Here is a 22,331-nt window from a genome sequence, read left to right as displayed (position 1 = left end):
CGCAGATGGAGCAGTTGGCAAATCTCGGCGGCAACCTGACACCCTGCAACGGGGGCGGTCCCGGCGAGCGCCGGGAAAATTTCACGTCATTGCACTGCAGTAACGCGTGGCGCTTTGCGCGGCTGGCGTTCTGCCGTTTAATGCGGCGGCGACAAGCCTGTTCGCGCAAGGTGCTGCCCGATGTGGAACCGCCCGAGATTCGATCTCAAGGTCCGTCTGACGTTGCGCGTGGCCGCCATAACGGCCGCCTGCTTCGCCGCAATCTCCGCCTATTTCCTGATCGCGGCCGACCGCGCGGTGCACGCGCGCATCGACGGCATCGCCGCGATCGTGGCGAAGTCGCTGGAGCTGCAACAGGGCAAGATCCAGTGGGCGGCCGGCCCGCGCGACTTTCCGAATCTTGATCCCGTCGCAGCCTATGTGATGACGCCCGGCCTGTGTCTGGCTTTCCGTGGCCCCAGCGGCGAGATGCTCCAGCGATTCTGCAGCGGCGCACCTGCCCCGGCGAGCCCGTCGCCGCAGGTCTTCGCGGCCTTCTATCGCAGCCTGTTCGACCCCGGCCGCGAAGCGGCACGGCCGGTGATCGTGCGCGGCGCCAAGCTCGGCGAGACCGTGGTCTCGGTCGATCCGGCCGTGCAGACGGCGGAGGCCTGGCACGAGGCTGGCCGCCTGATGATTGCGTTTGCGATCGCGCTGCCGCTGTTGTGCCTGCTGGTCTACGCCGCGCTGGCGCGCGCGCTGCGCCCGACCCGCCTGATCCGCACCGGCCTCGAGCGGATCGCCGCCAACGACCTCTCGGCGCGACTGCCGCCGTTCGATCTGGCCGAACTCTCCGCGATCCGCGACGGCTTCAACCATCTCGCAGAAAGCCTCGACAATGCGCTCGCCGAGCGCAGCGAGCTGACGCGCAAGCTGATCGCGCTGCAGGACGACGAGCGCCGCCATCTCGCGCGCGAGCTGCATGACGAGTTCGGCCAGTCACTGGCCGCCATCCGCGCCCTCGCCTCCTCCGCCCGCCAGACCGCCGCGCAGGACTGCCCCGCTTTGCTCGGCGAATGTGACGGCATCGCGCGGACCGCGACCAGCATGATGGAGACGCTGCGCGGTGCGCTGTTCCGGCTGCGCCCGCCCGACGTCGAGGAGCTCGGGCTGGTGGCGAGCCTGGAAGGTCTCGTCGCGGGCTGGAACGGACGCAGCCGCGGCGAGACGCGCTTTTCGATCCATTTCGACGGCGCGTTCGAGACCCTGCCCGCAGCGATCAGCGCCAACCTCTACCGCATCGTGCAGGAGGCGCTGACCAACGCCGCCAAGCACGCCGGCGCCACCCAGGTGGACCTGCATTTGACGATGGCGACAGACGAGATCGCGCTTGCCATCGACGACGATGGCCGGCCGAACGATGCGTCGGTCAAATCGGGCATGGGCCTGCTTGGCATGCGCGAGCGCGTCGCGGCCTTGCGCGGCCGGATGAGCTTCGAAGTCGGTGCCAACGGCGGCTCGGCCCTGCGCGTCGTCATTCCGCTCACCGCCGCCGATCGGCAAGTGCTGGAGCATGCGGCATGAGCGCGGCCGATGCCTCCATCCTGCTGGTGGACGACCATTCCGTCGTCCGCGAGGGTTATCGCTCCGTGCTCCAGAAGCAGCCGGGCCTGCGCGTCATCGCCGAGGCGGCCGACGGCGCGGAGGCCTACCGGCTCTACAAATCCGAGGCGCCCGATCTCGTCATCATGGATCTGAGCATGCCGGGCATCGGCGGCATCGAGGCCGTCAGGCGGATCAGGCAATGGGACAAGGGCGCCAGGATCCTCATCTTCACCATGCATCAGAATGCGGGCTTCGCCGTGCAGGCGATCCGCGCCGGCGCCAGGGGTTATGTCACCAAGACCAGCCCGCCGGAAACGCTGGTGCGGGCCGTGATGGACGTGCTCGCCGGCAAGATCGCCATCAGCCCCGACATCGACCACGAGCTGGCGCTGAGCCGGCTCGGCGGCGAAAGCTCGGCCGCCGACGTCCTCACGGCGCGCGAGTTCGAGGTGATGCGGCTGCTGCTCGCGGAGCGGACGACGGAGGAGATCGCAGAAACGCTGCATGTCAGTCCGAAGACGGTGGCGAACTTGCATTCCCTGATCAAGGACAAGCTCGGCGTCGGCTCCGACATCGAGCTGGTCCGCCTGGCCTTGCGCCAGGGACTGTTGACCGAGCCCGATCTCGGCGAGGCCTGATCGCTCAGGCCAGATAGCGCGCCAGACAGCCTTCCATCGCATAGAGCGCGCAAAGCGCCAGGCTCGACCACACCGCGGCGCTGAAATACAGGAACATCCAGGTCAGCTCGCCCTTCCAATGAGCGATGTCGTGGGTCACCACCCAGCGCGTCGAGACGTCATGCAGGCCTTCGAGGAAGCCTAAGAACCTGCCGCCCTCGGCGTGCCCGGCCCGCCAGCGGCTGAGATACATCGGCACGTCGACGGTGACGAGGAAGGCGAGGAAGCAGGCGATGCCGACGATGCCTGACATCAACGCCCAGCGCACCACGCCCTGGAATTCCGGCATCAGCCGGCACAGCGCGATGCCGGCCAGGAAGAAGGTCACCGCCCACAGCGAGTTCTCGATCGCGTTGTAGAGGAAGTTGGTCGTCACCACCGCGTACCAGGAGAAGCACTCCGCGATGATGATGATCGGCACGATCACGAGCGCGATGTTCACCGCGGTCTCGGCGCCCGTCATTTGGCCGAGCTGATGCAGGATGATGGCCCATTGCGCGACGAAGCAGAGCTCGGCCACGGTCGCGACGGTGCGGCCGACGACGACGCTCGAGAGCCAGGTGTCGAACAGGCAGATGCGCTGCACGTCGGCGCGCGGCAGGAACGAGCGGAACGCGCAGCCGAACACATAGCCGGCGCACAGCAGCAACATCAGCCCGATGTCCGAGCCGCCACTGAGGCTGCCCGCAGGCGTCGGGTAGAATTCGCGGTAGAGCATGAACCACACCAGGATATTGGCGCCGCTCACGAGCGTGAGGGATCCCCACCACCACGCGAGGGGATTTGACCGCGCCTGCCACTGCAACATGAACCGCTCCGCAAATTATCGATCTGACATGTCGTCGTAATAATCCTGTCACAACACGACATGCAATCACGACAAAAATCTGTGTGTGCGGCCCGGTCCGGCGCGTCCTTTCACGAAAACGTCGACGCGATATCGGTGTCCACATATCGGACAATTTGCCCATCCTTGCCGAATCTATTGGACAGAAGCGATTTGGCCGTCTGATATTCGGGGATGGCCCTGAGAGACTCATCCAAACCCCGACATCCGATCTCCTCCGCCGCCGCAGTGCTGGCGGAGAGTGTCGATGACGCCGCCTTCGCGACGACACTGGCAAAGGGACTCGTCGTGCTCGAGGCGTTCAAGGCCGGGAGCACGCTGCTGGGCAACATGGAGCTGTCGGCGCTGACCGGCATTCCGCGCCCGACGGTGGCGCGGCTGACCCACACGCTGGCCGAGCTCGGCTACCTCCGCTACGACGCCGAGCGCGCCAAGTACCGCGTCGCTGCGCGGGCACTGCGGATCGCGCATCCTCTGCTTGCCGGAATGCAATTCCGCCAGATGGCGCGGCCCATGATGCAGGAGCTGGCGCTCAGCGTCCGCGGCACGGTCTCGATCGGCCTGCTCGATGCGACGTCGATGATCTATGTCGAGACCGCGCGCTCCGGCGATGTCGGACCGCACGCGCCCGACATCGGCATGCCGATTCCCGTGGTGATGACCGCCATGGGACGCGCCGCGGCGGCGACCTTGCCGCCGGCCGATGCAGACCGGCTCGAGCGGAACATCGGCGCTGAAGACCCCGAGCTGTGGTCGGCCTTCCGCGACAAATACCGGGCCGGGATCGCGCAATGCAAAAGCCGCGGCTTCTGCACCTGCTGGGGCGAGTACATGGCCTCCATCCATGCCGTCGCCGCGCCGCTGTTTCACGCGGGCGAATCGAGGCAGTCGTTCTCGATCAATTGCGGCATCCCGGCGTTCCGCCTCCAGCCGGGCCAGCTGGAGGGCGAGATCGGTCCGCGCATCGCAGCGCTCGCCGACAGCATCCGCGCCATCGTCGGGCAGGCAGAGCTCGCGCCGCCGCGCAAGACCAAGAAGATCACGAGCGTCGGAAAATGACATGGCTGGACCGCTCGAGGGACTGAAGGTTCTCGACATCGCGACGATCATTGCAGCGCCGTTCGCCGCCACGCTGCTGGCCGACTACGGCGCCGAGGTCCTCAAGATCGAGATGCCCGGGAACGGTGACGGCGTGCGGTCGTTTCCGCCGTTCAAGGACGGCAAGCCGCTATGGTGGAAGGCCGCCAACCGCAACAAGAAGTTTGCCACGCTCGATCTGCGCACGGGGGAAGGGCTTGCGCTGTTCAAGCAGCTGCTTCCGCGCTTCGACGTGCTGATCGAGAATTTCCGTCCGGGAACGCTCGATCGATGGGGCTTGCCTAAGGAGGTGCTGTGGTCGATCCAGCCGCGCCTCGTGATCCTGCGCGCCACCGCCTTCGGGCAGGATGGACCTTATCGCGAGCGACCCGGCTTTGCCCGCATCTTCGAGGCCATGGGCGGGCTCACCTACATCACGGGCGAGAGCGACGGCGAGCCGACCCATCCGGGATACCCGATCGGGGATTCGATCGGCGGCCTGTTCGGCGCCGTCGGCGTGCTCGCGGCGCTATGGAAACGGGCCCGCGACCCGAATGCGCCCGGCGAGGAGATCGATCTTTCGCTGACTGAGGCAACCTTCCGCCTGCTCGACGTCCTCGCCATCGAGCACGACCAGCTCGGCACCGTTCGCAGCCGCATCGGCAATTCCAACGGCTATTCGGCGCCGGCCGCCGTGTTTCGCACCAGCGACGATCATTGGGTGACGCTGGCAGGTTCGACCAACGCCCTGTTTGCGGCGAACTGCCGGGCGATCGAACGCCCCGACCTGATCGCCGATCCGCGCTTCGCCAGCAACGACCGGCGCGTCCAGTACGCCGCCGAGCTCAACGACATCTTCGCCGGCTGGTGTGCCGCCCATCCCCTCGACGAGGTCCTCGCGAAATTCAATGCCGCGCAGGGAACGCTCGCCCCGATCTATTCGATCGACCAGATCGCCGACGACCCGCAAGTGAGGGCGCGCGAGGTGATCACCCGCGTTGCCGACAAGGATTTCGGCACGGTCGCCATGACCAATGTCGTTCCGCGTTTCACCAATGATCCCGCGCGATTGCGTCACGCCGCCGGCGACGTCGGCGAGGACAATGACGAGGTGTTTCGAAATTGGCTCGGCCTTTCGGACCAGGAGATCGAAAGGCTCACCGCGCGAAAGGTGATCTGAAATTAACAAGAAGACCAACAATAAAAAGGGAGGAAGACAACAGTGACATCATTCAAGGTCACACGCCGAACCCTGCTGGGCACGCTCGCAGGCGGGCTCGCCGCCGGCTCAGGCCCGACGGTACAGGCCGAGGATGCATGGCCCTCGCGCATGGTGCGGCTGATCTCGCCCTACGGGCCCGGTGGCTCCAACGACATCTCGTTGCGACTGCTCGCCGAAGAGTTCGGCCGCAGTCTCCGTCAGCAGTTCATCGTCGAGAACAAGCCCGGTGCCGGCACCCGCATCGCCAATGACATGGTCGCCCATGCCCCGGGCGACGGCTACACCCTTCTCTATGTAGCGGCCCCCTACGCGACCGCCGAGGCGCTGTTCGGCAAGTTGACCTATGACCGCAAGGATCTGCAGCCGGTCGCGATGGTCGTGGTCGCGCCGCTGTTCCTCATCATCAGCGCCGACGCGCCGTTCAAGACGCTCCCCGAACTGATCGCCTACGGCAAATCAAAACCGGACGGGCTGACCTTCGCCTCTCCCGGCGCCGGCTCGCAGCCGCACCTCGCCGGTGAGCTCCTGTTTCGCGACGCCGGCGTCAAAGGCCTGAACATTCCGTTCCGGGGCGATGCCGCCTCCTACACCGAGCTGCTCGCCGGCCGCGTCGATGCCACGCTGACGGCGCTGCCGACCGCCCTGCCCTACATCCAGAGCGGCAAGTTCATGGTGCTCGGCGTCGCCTCGCCTGAGCGTAGAGCGCTCGACCCGCAGGCGCCGACACTGCGCGAGCAGGGTTTTCCCAACGTGGCCGCCGCCGGCTGGTACGGCTTCATGGCGCCCGCCACGACGCCGCGCGCGATCGTCGACAAGTTTCAGGCCGAAGTCCTGCGCGCACTCGCCGAACCCGGGATCAAGGACAAGCTGACCGCCCAGGGCCTCGAAGTGCGCGCCGGCACTGCGGCCGAGTTCGGCCAGTTCATCGACGCCGAGACCCAGAAATGGACCAAGCTGATCCGCGACGCCGGTCTCAAGGGCGAATGACCATCGGGAAGGACCGGACATGACAAGCACTCTGCTCAAACACATCGCGGCCTCCGCACTGCTCCTCTCGCTGTCGGGCGCGGCAGCGCAGGCGCAGAAGAAATACGATGCCGGCGCGTCCGACACGGCGATCAAGGTCGGTCAGACCGTGCCGCTCAGCGGCCCGGCCTCGGCCTATGCCGTGATCGGCAAGACCCAGGCCGCCTATATGAAGATGATCAACGACCAGGGCGGCGTGAACGGCCGCAAGATCGAGCTGATCCAGTATGACGATGCCTATTCGCCGCCGAAGACCGTGGAGCAGACCCGCAGGCTGGTCGAAAGCGACGAGGTGCTGCTGACGTTCCAGATCATCGGCACCGCGCCGAACGTCGCCGTGCAGAAATATCTCAACGCCAAGAAAATCCCTCAGCTGTTTGCCGCGACCGGCGCCGCGCGCTTCACCGATCCCAAGAACTTTCCCTGGACCATGGGCTTCAACCCCTCCTATCTCGTCGAGGGCCGCATTTACGCGCAATATTTGCTGAAGAACCACCCGAACGCGAAGATCGGCGTGCTCTACCAGAACGACGACCTCGGCAAGGATTATCTCGCCGGCCTCAAGGCCGGCCTCGGCGACAAGGTGAAGATGATCGTGGCCGAGACATCCTATGAGATCACCGAGCCGACGATCGACTCGCAGATCCTGCGGCTGAAGGATGCCGGCGCCGACGTGCTGTTCAGCGCCACCACGCCGAAACAGGCGGCGCAGGCCATCAAGAAGGTCGCCGAGATCGGCTGGAAGCCGCTGCACATCATCGACATCAACGCCTCCTCGCTCAGCGCCGTGCTGAAGCCGGCAGGGCTGGACAATTCCAAGGGCGTCGTCAGCGTCGGTTACGTCAAGGATGCCGCCGATCCCGAATGGAAGGACGATCCCGGCATGAAGCGCTACCTCGCCTTCATGGCGAAATACTATCCCGACGGCGACAAGGATTCGAACCTGAACGTCTATGGGTACATCACGGCCCAGCTGCTGGTTCAGGTGCTGAAGCAATGCGGCGACGACCTCACTCGCGACAACGTGATGCGGCAGGCCGCCAGCCTCAAGAACGTCGAGCTCGACCTGACGCTACCGGGAATCTCGGTCACGACCTCGCCGATCGACTATCGCGTCAACAAGCAGTTCCAGATGGTGCAGTTCGATGGCCAGCGCTGGCAGAAGCTCGGCGACATCGTGACGGACGAAGCGAAAGAGTGAGGCGGCGAGAGACGCGGTGCCGGCGCTCATTGCCCTCCCGCGAGGCGGCCGCCGCTGCGGATGACATCGTCGCGTTGATCGACATGACGCTGATATTCGGAGATCGCGCGATTAGCCATCCGGATCCGGTTCGTCTGCCCCTCCTCGACCATCATGGTGATGCGCTGTGCCAGGAACACGCAGGCCGCGAACTCGTCGCCGATGGCGCCCGTCCGCGTGAGAAAGTTCCAGGCAATCTCATAGGCCTGCTCGGCGGCGGGGTTGCGGTAGTCGCTGAAGATAATGTGCGTCATCACCGGCAAAGCCGCAGGACAGCGATCGTTCCTGTGGCCCCTTCCGACTTGCCCCTATCATGGGCTGCATGAGTCCCCGATGGATGTTCCGGTCCCTGGAACGAAATGCACTTCCGCTGGCAGACACATTCCGACGCTGGGTCGTAGGCCTCCAGTTCGATGCACCCGCAACGCCTTGCGTAGGAACGGTTGGCCGCGCGCGTGATTGGTCCGGCTTGAACCTCAAGGAGTCACAACATGCGTAAGACAATGCTGACGATCTTCACAGTGGCAATGCTCGCCGGCGCTTCCGTCGGCGCAGCCTTCGCTCAAGGCGCCGGTGGTGGTGCTGGTGGCGGCGCGGGCGGCGGAGCCGGTGCGGGCGGTGCAGGCGCCGGTGGGGCGGGTGCGGGAGCAGGTGCAGGCGGCAGCGGCGCTGGCGGAGGAAGCGGAAGCGCTGGAGACGGCTCCGGCGGCGGCAGTGGCGGAATCACCCATACGCAACGTGGCGGACAGGGCGCGTCCAGCGCTCCAGGCATGCGCAACGAGACCACTCCGCCGACGAGCGGCACCGCACCGCGCCGCTAGAGCATGATCCGGAAAAGTGTGCGGATAAATAAAGCGCGATGACGATTCATCCTGATCTCATCGCGCTTCAGTCGCCTCGTTGATCGCCCTCTTCGGAAACCGATCCTTCGAGGTGTACGAAAGCGGTCCCGGCGAATCCTTCGCCGGGACTGCTTTGTCTTCATCGCTTCATGCCCGCCACATAGGCCGCGAGCTTGTCCAGCGTCTGGTAGCCATATTCGACGGCGCCGAAGCCGATCATGCCATCGCGCTGCGCGGTGCTCGAGGCCAGCTGGCGCATCATCAGCACGGTCTTGCCATTGCTCTGCTCGGCAAAGGTGACGGTGAAGCGGAACATGCCGGGATCCTCGTCCTGGTCGACGCCGTGATCCATCTCCATCAGCTGCGGCCGCTCGATGCGGCGGAAGCGCATGCGGTTCGGATAGACCGTGCCGTCGGGGCCGATCATGTTGAAGCGCCAGACGCCGCCGACGCGTACGTCGATCTCGAAGGTCTCGACCTTGAACCCCTTCGGCCCGAACCATTGCGGCAGATGCTTGGGGTCGGACCACGCCTCGAACACCAGATCGCGCGGCGCGTCGATCACGCGCGACATCACGATCTCACGATCGAGCGACCATTGCGACAGAGCGGGATTGGCAGAATTCGTCATCACTCAGTACCTTTCCGTTTGGTTGTTCGGGACGGCCGCTTGGCGACCGCCTTCTCCTTCTCTTTCTTGAGCTTCATCACGTAGGCTTCGAACCGGTCGAGCCGCGCCTCCCAGATCGCGCGCTGCTGCTGGAACCAGTCCTCCGCACCGAGCAGCGCATCCGGGCTGAGACGGCAGGTGCGCACGCGGCCGGATTTCTCCGACAGCACGAGCCCGCTCGTCTCAAGCACGTGGATGTGTTTCATCAAGCTCGGCAGCGCCATGGCGAAGGGATCGGCGAGCTCGCCGACGGAGGCCTCGCCGGCGCACAGTCGCATCACGATCGCCCGTCTGGTGGGATCGGCGAGCGCTGCGAAGACCTGATCGAGGCGGGACGATTGGTTAGCCATGAAGCTAACTATAGAGGCGGACAATCCAATGTCAATGATTGTTAGCTCTAAGGCTAAGTAATTTGATTCGCACGCCGCGAAGCGGAACCTGAAACGCGCAATCGTGAATTGGGCCCCAGGGCGCTTGCCGCTAAATGAGACCGGGGGCACCATTGCATCGTCGTCAGGGCACGTGCCGTCTGTTGCCACATCATCATCGTTCACCCGGCGGGCGCTCGCCCGGGCCGCGCTTGTTCCCCTCGCGATCGGGCTGGGCCGGCCGCCCCGCGCCTTGGCGGATTCCGACATGATCGCGCAGATGCGCGACATCGTCGCGAGCGAGCTGGCGCCGACCGTAACGCCCGACCATGCGGGCGGCCTTGCCGCCGCCCTCTATGCCGGACGCCATGTCGAGTTCTTCAACTACGGTCTTGCCGATGATGCCGCCAAACGGAAGGTGACGCCGGACACCCTGTTCAACCTCGCGTCTGTAAGAAAACCGTTCGAAGCGACGCTGGTCGCTCTCGGTACGCTCCGCGGCGAGCTGCGGCTCGACGACCGCGTCCCAAAATATCTTCCCGAGCTCGACGGCGATTACATCCGCCGCGTCAGCGTCGGCGAGCTGGTCACGCACACCTCGGGGCTGTTGCTGCCGACCGACCATCCGCCCTGGCCGAACGATCAGTTCACGCGCGAGCAGTTCATCGCCATGCTGAACGCCTTCGCGCCGGCGCCCGGGGTCGCACCCGGCCGGCAGCGCATCTACACCCATGCCGGCTACGTGCTGCTTCAGCTCGTGCTCGAGCGCTGCTACGGCCTGCCGATCGGCGCGTTGATCCAGCACCGCATTCTCCGCCCCCTCGCCATGGACGCCAGCTTCATCCCCGAGCGCGGCGCGGACAATCGCGCCGTCATGGACGGGGCCTGGATGCAGCGCGTGGTCCAGGGCTATTCCGACCAGGGCACGGCGATCGGCCCAATCGGCGACCAGCAGAGCTATTTTGACTTTCCCGGCACCGGCCAGATGTTCTCCTCCGCCCGGGATCTTGCCACCTTCGCAGCGGCCTGCGTCGACGGCCGGGCGATCGATCCGCATTTGCGCGAGGCGCTGCGGATGACGCAGCGTGAGGTCTTCCGCGTCGACGACAAGTTCGGACAGGGCATGGCCTGGGAGACCGTGCGTCTGCCGGGCGTCACCGTCGTCGACAAGCCCGGCGGCCTCAACAATGCGTCCGGCTATATCGGCCTCGTTCCGTCGCGACGGATCGCCATCGTCCTGCTCGCCAACCGCGGCGAGTATCCGCACGAGATCGCGCGCTACAAGATCCTGCCCGCGCTGGCGCATCTGCTGCCATCGCACGCAGGCTGAGCGTCACAACAGAAAGCCCCGGCCAGGCCGGGGCTTTCCACGTCAGGATCGAAACGGGATGCTCAGTATCTGGCGACGACCGGTCCGCCGAACTTGTAGTTCACGCCGACGCGCACGATGTTCGACTTGAGATCGACCGAATGAGTGAAGGTCTGGGCCGGCAACGGCACACCGACGTTGAAATTGTTGCTGGTCATGCTGCTGCGGCCAAGATCGACGTAAAGATATTCGGCCTTCAGCGACCAGCCGTTGCCCACGGCGTACTCACCGCCGACGCCTGCTGTCCAGCCGACGCGGGTGTCGCGGATCGCTCCGGACTCGGTCGCGCCAGCAAAGGTGTCGGTGAAGCTGAAATTGCCCTTCACCTCGGCGATGGCGGCGCCGCCGGTGGCGTAAATCAGCCAGCTCGGCGTCGCGAGGAAGCCGATGCGGCCGCGAATGGTGGCGAGCCAATCGGCCGAGACCGACGAATTGACGGTGAAGGTGGTCGGCGCGCAGCAGGGATACACGGCCGTGCTGCTCGCGCTGCCCTTGAAGCCGAAATAGTTGATGTCACCCTCGAGGCCGAGCACGGCGTTGTTGACCTGCCAGTTGTAGCCGGCGGTGAAGCCGCCGGTCACACCGGAGCTGTTGATGTGTTGGGCGCCGACCGTCCCGATGGCGGTCACGCTCGAATCCGCGAAATAGGCGGCCACCGGAAACAGCGTGGTGGTGGCGGGGTTCGCGCTGCCCCACTGCCCGCCGACATTGCCGCCGACGTAGAAGCCGGTCCAGTTATAGACTGGCGCCATCACCGGCGCCTTGGTGTAATGCGCCGCGAGGTCGGCTGCCTGAACGGATGCGGTACCCAAGACAACAGAAGCGATCGCCAGCAAAAACTTGTTCATTCCAGTCTCCTTGCCCCACGCGATTGACCTCGCGTTTCGAATGCGCGCGGGTAAAAGGCAACCGGCGCAGTTAGGGCATAGGGCCGGCGCCGCTGCTCGTCTTGGGCTGCGGCGCAGTTCGCAAGGACTGTGACGTAGTGTGCGCCTCAGATCGTGCGAACGGATGACGGGTGTGGCCGGCGAGCCACGCCTCGTCCATCATCAGCGGCGCGCGACGCAAGGCCCGTGTCGCGTCACGACAAGGCTGCCAGAAGCGCGATTCGAGACTGTGCGCTTCAGACCGAGCGCGTCAGCCCGCCATCGACGCGGATGTTCTGGCCGGTGATGTAAGCTGCGCCGTCGGAGGCCAGGAACGAGACCGTCGCCGCGATCTCCTCGACCTTGCCGTAGCGCTTCATCGGCACGCTGTCGCGGCGCGCGTCCAGCTGCGGCAGGCTGTCGATCCAACCCGGCAGGACGTTGTTCATGCGGATGTTGTCGGCCGCATGGGTGTCGGTGAAAATCTTGGTGAAGGCGGCAAGGCCCGCGCGGAACACCGCCGAGGTCGGGAACATCGCGCTGGGCTCGAACGCCCAGGCCGTCGAGATGTTGATGATGGCGCCACCCTTTTGCGCCTGCATGATCGGCGTCACCAGCCGGGTCGGACGGATCACGTTCAAGAGATAAGTGTCGAGGCCGGTGTGCCACTGCTCGTCGGTGATCTCCGTGATCGGCGCGCGCGGCCCGTGGCCGGCGCTGTTGACGAGCACGTCGATGCGTCCCCACTTCGCCATGGCGCCGTCGACGAGGCGCTTCAGATCGTCATTCTCCTTGTTGGAGCCGGTGACGCCGAGCCCGCCGAGCTCGGCCGCCAGCGCCTCGCCCTTGCCGGAGGACGACAGGATCGCGACGCGAAACCCGTCCGCCGCCAGCCGCCGCGCAGCCCCTGCCCCCATGCCGCTGCCGCCGGCGGTAACGAGCGCAACCTTCTCTGCTGCCATGACCGATCATCCCTTCAGTTGAGGCGAGCCGCAGGCTCGGCCTATCATGAGGCCTTCTACAGCCAGACCTGTCGGCAGGTCCATGGTCGAAGGCATCCATCATGAGCAACCCGAGATGAGTGATTTGCTGATCCGCAATCTGCGCCCCGAGGAGATCTCCCTCGCCATCGACTGGGCCGCGGCCGAGGGCTGGAATCCGGGCCACCGCGATGCCGCCTGCTTTGCGGTTCCCGACGCGCAAGGTTTCTTCGTCGGCGAGATCGATGGCGAGCCGGTGGCGACCGTCTCCTGCGTCAATTACGACGACCGCTTCGCCTTCCTCGGCTTCTACATCGTGCGCGATAGTTTTCGCGGCGCGGGCCATGGCCTGCGTATCTGGAACGCGGCGATCGCGCATGCGGGCGCGCGCGTGATCGGGCTCGACGGCGTCGTCGCGCAGCAGGACAATTACAGGAAATCCGGCTTCCAGCTGGCCTATGCCAATATCCGCTATGGCGGCATCGTCACCGCGCGCTCGAGGCCGCCCACTGACGTGGTTGCGCTGAACACGATTCCGTTTGCGCTTGTGGAGGCCGACGACGCCACCGTATTCCCCGCCCGGCGCAGCGCCTTCCTGCGCGCCTGGATCGATACATCAGGCCATGTCGGCCGCGCCCTCGTGCGGGACGGCAAGCTCGCCGCATGGGGCGTGATCCGGCCCTGCCGGACCGGCTGCAAGATCGGCCCGCTCGTTGCCGACGACCGCGCGGCGGCGGAGGCGGTCGTGCAGGCTTTGCTTGCGAGCGCCGATGTCGGCGAGATCTTCCTCGACGTTCCCGCCGTCAATCGCGAGGCGATCGCGCTCGCGGAAGCACTCGGGCTCAAGCCGGTGTTCGAGACGGCGCGGATGTACACGGGAGCGATCCCGCCGCTGCGCATCGACCGCGTCTTCGGCGTGACCAGCTTCGAGCTTGGCTAAAACTCAGTAGCAGCGCGTGATGTTGACGGTGTGCTCGCTGCCGCCGCGGCCGGGCACCGTCACCTGCTCCGTCGGGCAGCTCGGCACATAGGGCCGGTCGGACGGCACCACGTTCGGCGGGAAGCGATGCGACCAGTCCCACGGGACATCATAAGTGTAGGTGTAGCGCACGTCGGTGGAGACCGGCTGCCCGGCATCGCCGAAGGGCTGGCTGTAGCCGGCGCCGTCGTAGAAGAACCCGCCGCCGCCCGGCCAGTACACGAAGGGGTTATTCCGCCGGTGGAACCGGGCTCCCGGCCCCATCGGCGCACGCGCCATGGCACCGGAAGGCGCAGCGGTCACCCCATGCGGCGCGGCGCCGCCGGGTCTGGCAAAACTGTCGCTGGGGCTAAGGAGCAGCGCGGCTGCGCTGAGCGAGGCGAATAGCGCCGCATGGGATCTGGACATCATGATACGCACCAACTCGTTTGGCTTAAGCGATAGCGGCTCCCCGCTGCTACGCTAGGCCGGGCTGTCGCCCACCCGCAAACGTATAATTAATTATTGGTTAAGGCACGGGCTTAACCGGGGAACAGGTGCGGCAAGACGCCCGGAATTCCCGGCTCATTTCAGGCACTTCGTTCCGCGGCCTTCGCTTCATAACCAGTTGATCGGAGTTGATTGCTCCCGACAAGCGCATCCCGGAACGCTCCCGCAGTGCAACCGTTGGCCCCCGACACAAGCAAGGAGCATCTCCAATGCAGAACAAGTCAAAACTCCTGTGCCTGATCACGGCATCACTCGTCGCCGGCACTGCGGCTGCCTCGGCACAGGGCTATGATTGGAACGGGCCGCGCGTGGGGTGGGACCGCACCGCGCCCTCCTACGAGCCGGTTCAGCCGCGCGCGTATTATCCTGATGTCGCGGGGCCCTATGGCGCGCTCAACGGCACCAACCATCCAACCCCGAGCTCGACGCAGGGCGACGTCGGCCCTGACGGCAACAACAACGGCACGCTGACCGGCGGCTATCGCTGGTAAGGCCACTCACGGCGAGGCCCGCCGTCCTTTCGCGGACGGTGGGCCTTCGTGCGTCAGCGGCCCTGCTGCTTGCGCAGCCAATCGAGCATGTCCTGTATGTTTTCCTGCGCGTTGCCGGTGCCCTGTGTCACGATGGCGGTGTTGCCGCCGCTGCGCCGGTACACCGTCGTGCGCCCGGGCTCCTTCTCGATTTTGACCTCGGCCTGCGCGGGATCGCCGCTCTGCGTGATCACCGAGGTGCCGTTCTCGTCCTGGACCACCGTGGTGTGACCGTCGCCGGCGCCGGCCGGCGCCGTCGCGACCACGCTCATGAGTCCTATTCCGGATGCGAGCAGGAGCAATCTCATGTCACACCTCCATCATCGGCTGAACTGCATCATCGGCTGAACTGAAAGATCGCCAGCCAGTTGAAACGCCCGAACTGCCTAACCGCTCCCGTATTCATGTCTCCGATCTGGAGCAGGAGCGCGTTGGTGGAATTTCCGATCTGGGTGATCTCGGCGGTGTTGCTCGCACCGGATTGACCGATGATCGCATTGGTGGTGCCGCCCACCTGGATCACATTGGCATAGTTGCGCGTGCCGTTCTGGATGATGGTCGCATCCACCGTCCCGGTGCCGCCGATCTGGATCACCCGCGCGATATTGATGCGGCTGTTCTCCTCGATCGTCACGGGCTGAACATCGTTGCCGAACTGCACGACCGTTTCGATGCTCACGTTCCGATTGGTCACGCTGCGCTGGACCGACCCGGCGCTCGCCTGCGTCGCCGTGCCGATGGCGGCGAGCATCGCCGCCACGGCCAACACGTGCCTCAAGATCTGTCCGCATCGCATCGCGCTTCCCCCGTTCTCGACACCGGCGCGTTCGCTCGCGCCTTACGGGCCGGTCTGGACGATCGTCGAGGCGTTGATCGCGCCGAATTGCGCCACCGTGCCCGCATTCATCGTGCCGAGCTGCGATATCAGGCTCGTCGCCGACTGGCCGGTCTGACCGACGAACGCGAGATTGTTCGTTCCGGCCTGCCCGATCGATGCGGAATTCGTTCCGCCGAATTGCAGGACGCCCGTGGCATTATTGGTGCCGTTCTGCGTCACAGTCGCGCTGGTACTGCCGCCGATCATGAACACGCCCGCCATGTTGAGCTGACTGTTCTGGTTCAGTACCACCGGTGGCCCTCCGACAGAGACGATGGTCTTGATGTCGGCGGTCTGGGCACCGGCTGATCCGGTGCCCACCGAGCACAGAGCGAGCAAGACGGCGCCCGCGCATCCCAAATGATGTTTCATGACATGCCTCATCGCTTCGGGTCTGCTCACGGAGCCTGCTGGATAATCGTCGAGCCGTTCAGGATTCCGAGCTGACCAACTCCGGCCGTGTTGTTCGCACCGATCTGGCCGATCAGACTCGAATTGAAGCCGCCGACCTGGCCGGCCAGCGCGGTGTTGGACGCTGTCGCGGTCGTGCCACCTTGCCCGATCACCGAATTGTTGACGGTCAGGAGCGAGCCTGTCTGCAAGGTGGTCGCCGTATTGGTGGCGCCGAACTGCATCGTCGTGGCGTTGTTGCTGGTGCCGCCGCTCTGCGAAATGAACGAAGTGTTGGTCGCTCCGAATTGCAGCACGCTGGCGGTGTTGCCGGCGTTTGCGTCGGCGGCCGTCAGCGCACCGAGCCCCACGACCGTTGCAATGAAATAGGTGATCCGCATGTCATTTCCTCCGCGACAATAGGCGAGCCATCGCAATTGATCGGCCGGCCGGATTGCGGTGCATTCGAGAATGGCGCGGACGCAACCGCAACTGGATGCGTCCGGCCAAACGGGGCTGTGTGTCAGTGCGCCGTCTGCGAGACGGTGCTGCCGTTGACGCCGAACACGCTGAGCTGGCCGACGCCGGCGGAGTTGTTCTGCAGCGCGGGGGGGCCGAACGAGTTCTGGGTGATCGCGCTGGTGTTGTTGCCGAACGCCACCTGGCCGGTGGTCGCCGAGTTCTGCACGCCGACCTGGTTCACCGTGCTGCCGTTGTTGAGCGAGGCAGCGCCGGTCCCCTGCATCGTGGACGCAGTGTTCACGATGCCGAGCTGGCTGGTCGACGAGCTGTCGTTGGTGAGGCCGTTCTGCGTGACGGACGAGCCGTTCACGACGCCGACTTGCACCGTGGTCGAGGTGTTGGCGGCCTGCGCCGCGGAGGACAGGGCGAACAATGCAACGGAAGCAAAAAACAATTTACGCATGGAGTATCCCTTTCTGACCAAGTTGTCTGACTGAGTATGGATGCCGTCTTGGAAGAGGCCGACATCGTAGGGATACTGTGAACCGATCGTGGCCTGCGCGACAGACTGCAGTTCATGCTAATCGGTACGGACTAGACGTTGCGCGAGATGTCGGCACATCGAAGCGCAGAAACAGCTGTTATCCCGCGCCGGCGCGAATCGTCTCGGCTTCGCGCCCCATGCTGTCGATCAACCGCACCACTTCGATCGGCGTACGCAGCTCCAGCTTTCGCATCATCCTGGCGCGATGGACCTTCGCCGTCACTTCGCTCACACCGAGCCTCGCCGCGATCTGCTTGGCCACCAGCCCTTCCGCCATCAGCAGCATGATCTCGCGCTCTCTCGCCGTCAGCGTCTCGACGCGCTGACGGGCTTCACGCACGATATCCTCGCGTTCCAGCCGCCTGCGGTCGCGCTCGATGCCATGCCTGATCGCATCGAGGATCTCCTGCTCGCGAAACGGTTTTGGCAGAAACTCGACCGCGCCGCGCTTCATGGCCTCGACCGAGACGCGGACGTCGGAATGGCCGCTGATGAAGACGATCGGAATCGGCACGCCAGTCTCGGCGAGCCGGCGCTGAAGCTCGAGGCCGGTCGGCGACGTCCCGGGAAAGCGGACGTCGAGCACGAGGCACGACGGCCCGAGCGAAATACTCTCCGCGAGGAACTCTTCCGTCGAGGCGAACAACTTCACCTGGTGTCCGGTCTCCTCGCAGAGATTTCCGATCGCGGTTCGAATCTGAATCTCGTCGTCAACGACATAAACTATGGCTTGACCTGAAACCATTGCAACGGACTCCCCGGCTTGGATCTCGATGAGCAGGCATCGAGCCATCCATTCTTCTTGCAAGCGCAGACAAGGTGCTTGGGTGAATTCGCGGGGGCCGGGCGAAGCGCATCGGTCCACCGGTTCGACGTCTTAGAGCCAACATTCGCTCGTGACGAGTGAAGGCGTTCACATATCGAGCTTCGTGATCGGAGGGAATTGAGCGCGCCTCCGTCCGCATCGCGGCGGAGTGCGATACCGAGAATGCGGCAAGCCGGTGTCGTGGAGTCCGGTCGCGTGATCGCGGTATTGCCAACTGCATCATGGCATCGCCACTCATGTGCCGAGTCGAACGCCGGGCGCCGGCCGCTTTCGGCCGGAGCAGACGAGACGTTCAGTCAGCTAATCGAGTTCGATACCGCGCGCGTCATATCGATACGCTTCGTATGCATCTCCAGCAAATCACGAAAAGTCGCACCCCGCGCCTTTACTTCTGGATCATGAGGCGCACCCGACCGTCGCCCCGACGAGAACGACATACTGACGATCGATACTACCTTAGATAATTTACAACCATAGCGAGCTTGCCATTTTTTCCTGACGTAACGAAGCCATTTCAGCCAGGCGGGTATTGATATGCGATTTGTGCCAGCAATTGCCTTGCTCGGAACTGCATGCAGCCTCGCCGTAGTCACCACCGTGGGGCCGGCCGTCATCACCGGCGCGGCCGGGAGGGCTGCGGACAAGGCGGCGCACGCCTTGGAATCGACCAGGCGCCTGCTCGTCCCCACCGGACGCGAAGCTCCGACATTCGGATCCGATTCGCCCGTGTTCCGCTACGCGTCGATCCAGCGCGGCAGCATCGAGCAGACCGTCACGGTCACCGGTGCCCTGCAGCCGGTCAAGACGATCGAGGTCGGTTCCCAGCTGTCCGGACAGCTCGCCCGGGTCTATGTCGATTTCAACGACACCGTCACCAAGGATCAGCCGCTCGCCTTGATCGATCCGCGCAGCTTTGCAGCCAAGGTCGACGAAGCCAGGGCCGCCCTTGCCGTCTCCAATTCGCTCGTCGACATCGCCAGGGCCAAGCTGGATCGCGCCCGGATCGACCTGCAAAACGCCAGAGGCAGCCGCGACGTGCTCGCCGCCAAGCTCGAGAGCGCCCAGGCGGTCAAGACCTCGGCGCAGAAGACCTTGCAACGGAAGCTGGCGCTGCAGTCGCAGAACGTGGTGGCGACGACGACGGTCGACGACGCCCAAACCGAGTTCACCGCACGCCTCGCCCAGGAGCGCGAGGCCGAGATCCTGATGTCCCTCAACTCCTATTCGGTGGAGGGGGCACAGGCCGACGTCCGCAGGATCGAGGCGGAGCTGCAACAGGCGCGCATGGCGGTGCCGGAGAAGGCAGCCGTTCTCGCCGCGGCCCAGGCCGATCTCGACCGCACCGTGATCCGCTCGCCGATCAACGGCGTCGTCGTCGGCAGGTTCGTCAACGAGGGCCAGACGCTCGCGGTCGGACTGGAATCGCGCACCACCTTCGTGGTCGCCCACCGCCTGGAGGACATGGAGATTCACGCGCAGGTCGACGAAGCCGATATCGGCCGCATCGCCCCCGGCCAGCGCGCCCACTTCACGGTGGATGCCTACCCCGACCGCCGCTTCGAGGCGGTGGTGCGGCAGGTGCGCAAGGCGCCGCAGACCCAGCAGCACGTCGTCACCTACACCGTGGTCCTGGCGACCTCCAATCTCGACGGCGCGCTACTCCCTGGAATGACGGCTCTGGTGAAGATCGTGATCGAGCGGCAGGACGACGTTCTGAAGGTGCCGCTCGCCGCATTGCGCTTCCAGCCCTCCGGCACACGGCAGGATCCTGCCGCACGCAGCGGGGTGTGGGTGCGCACCGCAAGCGGCTCGCTCCAGCGCATCGCCGTGACGGTCGGCGCGGCCGGCACCGAACAGGTCGCCCTCAAGAGCGGAGATCTCGACGAGGGCAGCCAGGTTGCCGTCGGCCAGGCCATCCGTCCGGCGGGCATGGAATTTCTCGGAATCAGGTTCGGATCATGACCGCCTCCCCGCCGCTCATCAGCCTCCAGTCGGTCGGCAGGACCTATCGCACCGACGGGGTCGCGGTCACCGCCGTCCGCAATGTCAGCTTCGACATCGCGCAAGGCGAGATCGTCGCCGTGATGGGTCCGTCCGGCTCCGGCAAGTCGACGCTGATGAACATGATCGGGCTACTCGACCTGCCGAGCGAGGGCGCGGTCTATCTCGAAGGGGCCGATGTCGCCGATCTCTCGGAGGATCGCCGGTCGTCCCTGCGCGCCCGGAGCATCGGCTTCGTGTTCCAGTCCTACAATCTGCTCGCGCGTCACGATGCGATCGAGAACGTCGCGCTGCCGCTGGTCTATTGCGGCATCGGTCGCCGGGAACGCCTGGCGCGCGCGGAAGCGAGCCTTCAGGCCGTCGGCATGCTGCACCGGGCCCATCATTTTCCGCGGCAGCTCTCCGGCGGCGAGCAGCAGCGCGTCGCGATCGCGCGCGCCCTGATCGCCTCCCCGCTGATCGTGCTCGCCGACGAGCCGACCGGCGCGCTCGACAGCCGTACCGGCGCCGAGATCCTGGCGCTGTTCGCCGCGCTCAACCGGACCGGCCAGACCATCGTGATGATCACGCATGATCCCAGCATCGCGGCGCAGTGCCGCCGCACGATCCACCTGCATGACGGCGAGCTCGTCGCTGACGAGACACGGGCTCCGGCCCTGCCGAAACGGAGCGCTGCGCCATGACGATGCTTCAGGGATTCCAGATCGCCCTGCACGCCCTCAGGCTCAATCCGCTGCGCAGCTTCCTCACCATGCTCGGCATCGTGATCGGCGTCGCCTCCATCGTCACGGTGTTTGCGATCGGTTCCGGCGCGCAGCTGCGCCTGCAGGAACAGATCCGCTCGATCGGCGCCAACGTGCTGATGATCACCCCCGGCGCGGTCTACCAGGGCGGCGTGCGTCTCAAGGACGGCAGCAAGCTGACGATGACGGAGAGTGACGTGCAGGCCATCCTCGAGCAGATTCCGGAAGTCCAGGCCGCGGCCGGCTCGATCGCCGGAACGGCGCAAGTCATCCACGAGGGCAAGAACTGGAATACGACGATCAACGGCACGACGACCGGGCATTTCATGGTGCGCGACTGGCAGCTCGCGACCGGCCGGTATTTTTCAGGCACCGAAGAGGCCGGAGCCGGCAAGGTCGTGATCCTCGGCAGCACCGTCGCACGCGAGCTGTTCGCTCCCGGCGACGACCCCATCGGTGCGCAGATCCGGATCATGAAGGTCCCGCTAGAGGTGGTCGGCGTTCTCGATCGCAAGGGACCCGCACAGGACGACGTCGCCTTCGTGCCGCTCGCCACCGCCAAGCTGCGCTTCCTCGGCAGTGCCAGCAACATCAATCGGGATTCGGTTGCCTACATCATCGCCAAGGTGGCCGGCGACGGACAGATGGCGGGGGCGCGATCGGAGATCGAGAATTTGTTGCGGCAGCGCCACCGTGTCCCTGCCGGCCAGGAGGACGATTTCAAGGTCCAGGATCCAGCCGCCGCCATGGAAGCGCAGCAGGGAGCGATCCGCACCGTCGCGCTCCTGCTCGTCGCCATCGCCTCGGTCTCGCTGCTCGTTGGCGGCATCAGCATCATGAATGTCATGATCGTGTCGGTCACCGAGCGCACGCGGGAGATCGGCATCCGCCGCGCGCTGGGCGGGCGGATGCGGGACATCCGGCTGCAGTTCCTCTGCGAGGCGCTCGTGCTCTGCCTGCTCGGCGGAGCCATCGGCGTCGCCGGCGGCGTCACACTCTCGATGACGGTGGCCCGTATGGCCGGATGGGTCACCTCGATCGACGGCCAGGCGATCGGCCTTGCCCTCGCCTTCTCGATCGCGACCGGCCTCATCTTCGGTTTTTATCCCGCGCACAAGGCGTCCAAGCTCAGCCCGATCGAGGCGCTCAAGACGGAGTGACAACATGCTGGGAGTGGCCACATCAACCCGCAGTCCAGGGAGCAACGAGCCATGAGCAGAGATCCGCAGGACTCGATTACACCGACGCCGCGCGAGCGCGAGCTGATGATGTTGATCGCACGGGGAATGCAGAACAAGAATATCGCCTACGAGCTCAAGATCTCAGAGAATACGGTGCGGGCGCATATCGGCAACATCATGCGCAAATACCGGCTTTCGAACCGAACGCAGATCGCGATCGTGTTTACCCTGCACGCAGCGCCATCCTCGCTACGCCGCGATCTCGCCAGGGTCGACCATCCTCCGACGGCAACAAAGCCCGCGCAAGCCCCTGCACCACGGGTGCAGACCGCGACGGATTGAACGTCCCGGCCACAATCCCTTGCGTTGCCAGTCAGGCAAAACACGCCAGCAATGGGTCAACGCACCGCGGCGAAAATATTCCACTTTACCGAAATTCGGAAACGACGTATGTGTCGCGGCAACCCGGCCCAACGAAGAGGGGCGTATCGCGATCGTCACGAACGCGGGCCGGGCGGCGGTGGACGTGGGTCACATCGGC

General features: G+C 65.2%; 27 protein-coding genes. 14 read left to right on the top strand and 13 right to left on the bottom strand.

All coding sequences use genetic code 11. From position 1 onward, the window contains the following. Window positions 1-180 precede the first annotated feature (180 nt). Window positions 181-1,563 carry a sensor histidine kinase gene (locus RAD04_RS37955; RefSeq protein WP_461627868.1) on the top strand — a complete coding sequence of 461 codons (1,383 nt, stop codon included), beginning with the start codon at window positions 181-183 and terminating at the stop codon, window positions 1,561-1,563. Next, window positions 1,560-2,222, top strand: coding sequence for a response regulator (locus RAD04_RS37950; protein ID WP_028140919.1), 663 nt, complete (start codon window positions 1,560-1,562; stop codon window positions 2,220-2,222). Before RAD04_RS37955 ends, RAD04_RS37950 begins: the two co-directional genes overlap by 4 nt. A gap of 4 nt (window positions 2,223-2,226) precedes the next feature. On the opposite strand, the gene RAD04_RS37945 is transcribed toward RAD04_RS37950, so the two are convergent. Continuing rightward, on the bottom strand, window positions 2,227-3,069 hold the full coding sequence (locus tag RAD04_RS37945) for a hypothetical protein (protein WP_461627867.1): 843 nt from the start codon (window positions 3,067-3,069) through the stop codon (window positions 2,227-2,229). 213 nt (window positions 3,070-3,282) lie between these two features. Here RAD04_RS37945 and RAD04_RS37940 point away from each other — a divergent pair, with 213 nt between their 5' ends. The 4 genes from RAD04_RS37940 to RAD04_RS37925 are packed head-to-tail and all read left to right on the top strand — an operon-like array spanning window position 3,283 to window position 7,634. Next, on the top strand, window positions 3,283-4,167 hold the full coding sequence (locus tag RAD04_RS37940; protein WP_461627866.1) for an IclR family transcriptional regulator: 885 nt from the start codon (window positions 3,283-3,285) through the stop codon (window positions 4,165-4,167). 1 nt (window position 4,168) lies between these two features. Beyond that, window positions 4,169-5,365: a CaiB/BaiF CoA transferase family protein gene (locus tag RAD04_RS37935; protein WP_461627865.1), complete on the top strand. Its 1,197-nt coding sequence runs from the start codon at window positions 4,169-4,171 to the stop codon at window positions 5,363-5,365. A gap of 42 nt (window positions 5,366-5,407) precedes the next feature. Then, window positions 5,408-6,394 carry a Bug family tripartite tricarboxylate transporter substrate binding protein gene (locus RAD04_RS37930; protein ID WP_461627864.1) on the top strand — a complete coding sequence of 329 codons (987 nt, stop codon included), beginning with the start codon at window positions 5,408-5,410 and terminating at the stop codon, window positions 6,392-6,394. A 19-nt stretch (window positions 6,395-6,413) separates the two neighbouring features. Next, window positions 6,414-7,634: an ABC transporter substrate-binding protein gene (locus RAD04_RS37925; RefSeq protein ID WP_461627863.1), complete on the top strand. Its 1,221-nt coding sequence runs from the start codon at window positions 6,414-6,416 to the stop codon at window positions 7,632-7,634. 26 nt (window positions 7,635-7,660) lie between these two features. Here the strand turns inward: RAD04_RS37925 and RAD04_RS37920 are convergent, their stop codons facing one another. Next, complete coding sequence (locus RAD04_RS37920) at window positions 7,661-7,927, bottom strand: hypothetical protein (protein ID WP_461627880.1); 267 nt, start codon at window positions 7,925-7,927, stop codon at window positions 7,661-7,663. Between the two features lie 237 nt (window positions 7,928-8,164). Between RAD04_RS37920 and RAD04_RS37915 the strand changes: the two genes are divergently transcribed. Beyond that, window positions 8,165-8,494, top strand: coding sequence for a hypothetical protein (locus RAD04_RS37915; protein WP_461627862.1), 330 nt, complete (start codon window positions 8,165-8,167; stop codon window positions 8,492-8,494). Window positions 8,495-8,654: 160 nt separating this feature from the next. Here RAD04_RS37915 and RAD04_RS37910 read toward each other — a convergent pair whose 3' ends face one another. Together RAD04_RS37910 and RAD04_RS37905 are read right to left on the bottom strand one after the other, a co-directional pair. After that, entirely contained in the window at window positions 8,655-9,146 is a 492-nt protein-coding gene (locus RAD04_RS37910) for an SRPBCC family protein (RefSeq protein ID WP_018320665.1), read from the bottom strand. After that, window positions 9,146-9,535, bottom strand: a complete 390-nt coding sequence (locus RAD04_RS37905; protein WP_461627861.1) for an ArsR/SmtB family transcription factor — start codon at window positions 9,533-9,535, stop codon at window positions 9,146-9,148. Before RAD04_RS37905 ends, RAD04_RS37910 begins: the two co-directional genes overlap by 1 nt. 286 nt (window positions 9,536-9,821) lie before the next feature. On the opposite strand from RAD04_RS37905, the gene RAD04_RS37900 reads away from it, so the two are divergent. Then, window positions 9,822-10,883, top strand: coding sequence for a serine hydrolase (locus RAD04_RS37900; protein ID WP_461627860.1), 1,062 nt, complete (start codon window positions 9,822-9,824; stop codon window positions 10,881-10,883). A gap of 62 nt (window positions 10,884-10,945) precedes the next feature. On the opposite strand, the gene RAD04_RS37895 is transcribed toward RAD04_RS37900, so the two are convergent. Further along, window positions 10,946-11,770, bottom strand: coding sequence for an outer membrane protein (locus tag RAD04_RS37895; RefSeq protein ID WP_183234582.1), 825 nt, complete (start codon window positions 11,768-11,770; stop codon window positions 10,946-10,948). Window positions 11,771-12,045: 275 nt separating this feature from the next. Further along, window positions 12,046-12,750, bottom strand: a complete 705-nt coding sequence (locus RAD04_RS37890) for an SDR family oxidoreductase (protein WP_018320668.1) — start codon at window positions 12,748-12,750, stop codon at window positions 12,046-12,048. Between the two features lie 115 nt (window positions 12,751-12,865). Here RAD04_RS37890 and RAD04_RS37885 point away from each other — a divergent pair, with 115 nt between their 5' ends. After that, window positions 12,866-13,708 (top strand): GNAT family N-acetyltransferase, encoded by an 843-nt coding sequence (locus RAD04_RS37885; protein ID WP_461627859.1) that lies wholly within the window; start codon window positions 12,866-12,868, stop codon window positions 13,706-13,708. 3 nt (window positions 13,709-13,711) lie between these two features. On the opposite strand, the gene RAD04_RS37880 is transcribed toward RAD04_RS37885, so the two are convergent. Continuing rightward, window positions 13,712-14,158, bottom strand: coding sequence for a hypothetical protein (locus RAD04_RS37880; protein ID WP_201759649.1), 447 nt, complete (start codon window positions 14,156-14,158; stop codon window positions 13,712-13,714). A 287-nt stretch (window positions 14,159-14,445) separates the two neighbouring features. Between RAD04_RS37880 and RAD04_RS37875 the strand changes: the two genes are divergently transcribed. Further along, on the top strand, window positions 14,446-14,727 hold the full coding sequence (locus tag RAD04_RS37875) for a hypothetical protein (RefSeq protein ID WP_461621803.1): 282 nt from the start codon (window positions 14,446-14,448) through the stop codon (window positions 14,725-14,727). 53 nt (window positions 14,728-14,780) lie between these two features. Here the strand turns inward: RAD04_RS37875 and RAD04_RS37870 are convergent, their stop codons facing one another. From RAD04_RS37870 to RAD04_RS37845, 6 genes are all read right to left on the bottom strand, one after another. Further along, on the bottom strand, window positions 14,781-15,074 hold the full coding sequence (locus tag RAD04_RS37870; RefSeq protein WP_461627858.1) for a hypothetical protein: 294 nt from the start codon (window positions 15,072-15,074) through the stop codon (window positions 14,781-14,783). Between the two features lie 29 nt (window positions 15,075-15,103). Beyond that, window positions 15,104-15,535 carry a curlin gene (locus tag RAD04_RS37865; protein ID WP_461627879.1) on the bottom strand — a complete coding sequence of 144 codons (432 nt, stop codon included), beginning with the start codon at window positions 15,533-15,535 and terminating at the stop codon, window positions 15,104-15,106. A gap of 69 nt (window positions 15,536-15,604) precedes the next feature. Beyond that, complete coding sequence (locus tag RAD04_RS37860) at window positions 15,605-16,015, bottom strand: curlin (RefSeq protein WP_461627857.1); 411 nt, start codon at window positions 16,013-16,015, stop codon at window positions 15,605-15,607. 26 nt (window positions 16,016-16,041) lie between these two features. After that, complete coding sequence (locus RAD04_RS37855; protein ID WP_461627856.1) at window positions 16,042-16,434, bottom strand: curlin; 393 nt, start codon at window positions 16,432-16,434, stop codon at window positions 16,042-16,044. Between the two features lie 122 nt (window positions 16,435-16,556). Continuing rightward, a complete protein-coding gene (locus RAD04_RS37850; protein ID WP_461621800.1) occupies window positions 16,557-16,958 on the bottom strand; it encodes a curlin subunit CsgB in 402 nt (133 codons plus the stop codon). Between the two features lie 178 nt (window positions 16,959-17,136). Then, window positions 17,137-17,784: a response regulator transcription factor gene (locus RAD04_RS37845; RefSeq protein ID WP_461627855.1), complete on the bottom strand. Its 648-nt coding sequence runs from the start codon at window positions 17,782-17,784 to the stop codon at window positions 17,137-17,139. Window positions 17,785-18,399: 615 nt separating this feature from the next. On the opposite strand from RAD04_RS37845, the gene RAD04_RS37840 reads away from it, so the two are divergent. From RAD04_RS37840 to RAD04_RS37825, 4 genes are read left to right on the top strand one after another with little or no spacing between them, the layout of a single operon-like run. Beyond that, on the top strand, window positions 18,400-19,827 hold the full coding sequence (locus RAD04_RS37840) for an efflux RND transporter periplasmic adaptor subunit (protein WP_461627854.1): 1,428 nt from the start codon (window positions 18,400-18,402) through the stop codon (window positions 19,825-19,827). After that, window positions 19,824-20,549, top strand: coding sequence for an ABC transporter ATP-binding protein (locus RAD04_RS37835; protein WP_461627853.1), 726 nt, complete (start codon window positions 19,824-19,826; stop codon window positions 20,547-20,549). Before RAD04_RS37840 ends, RAD04_RS37835 begins: the two co-directional genes overlap by 4 nt. Next, complete coding sequence (locus RAD04_RS37830; protein ID WP_018320679.1) at window positions 20,546-21,769, top strand: ABC transporter permease; 1,224 nt, start codon at window positions 20,546-20,548, stop codon at window positions 21,767-21,769. The genes RAD04_RS37835 and RAD04_RS37830 overlap by 4 nt, the downstream gene beginning before the upstream one ends. Before the next feature lie 51 nt (window positions 21,770-21,820). Continuing rightward, window positions 21,821-22,132, top strand: coding sequence for a response regulator transcription factor (locus tag RAD04_RS37825; protein ID WP_461627852.1), 312 nt, complete (start codon window positions 21,821-21,823; stop codon window positions 22,130-22,132). Window positions 22,133-22,331 lie beyond the last annotated feature (199 nt).

It is taken from the genome of Bradyrhizobium sp. 25ACV, from assembly GCF_054863005.1.
This window is presented reverse-complemented; position numbering and strand designations above follow the sequence as displayed.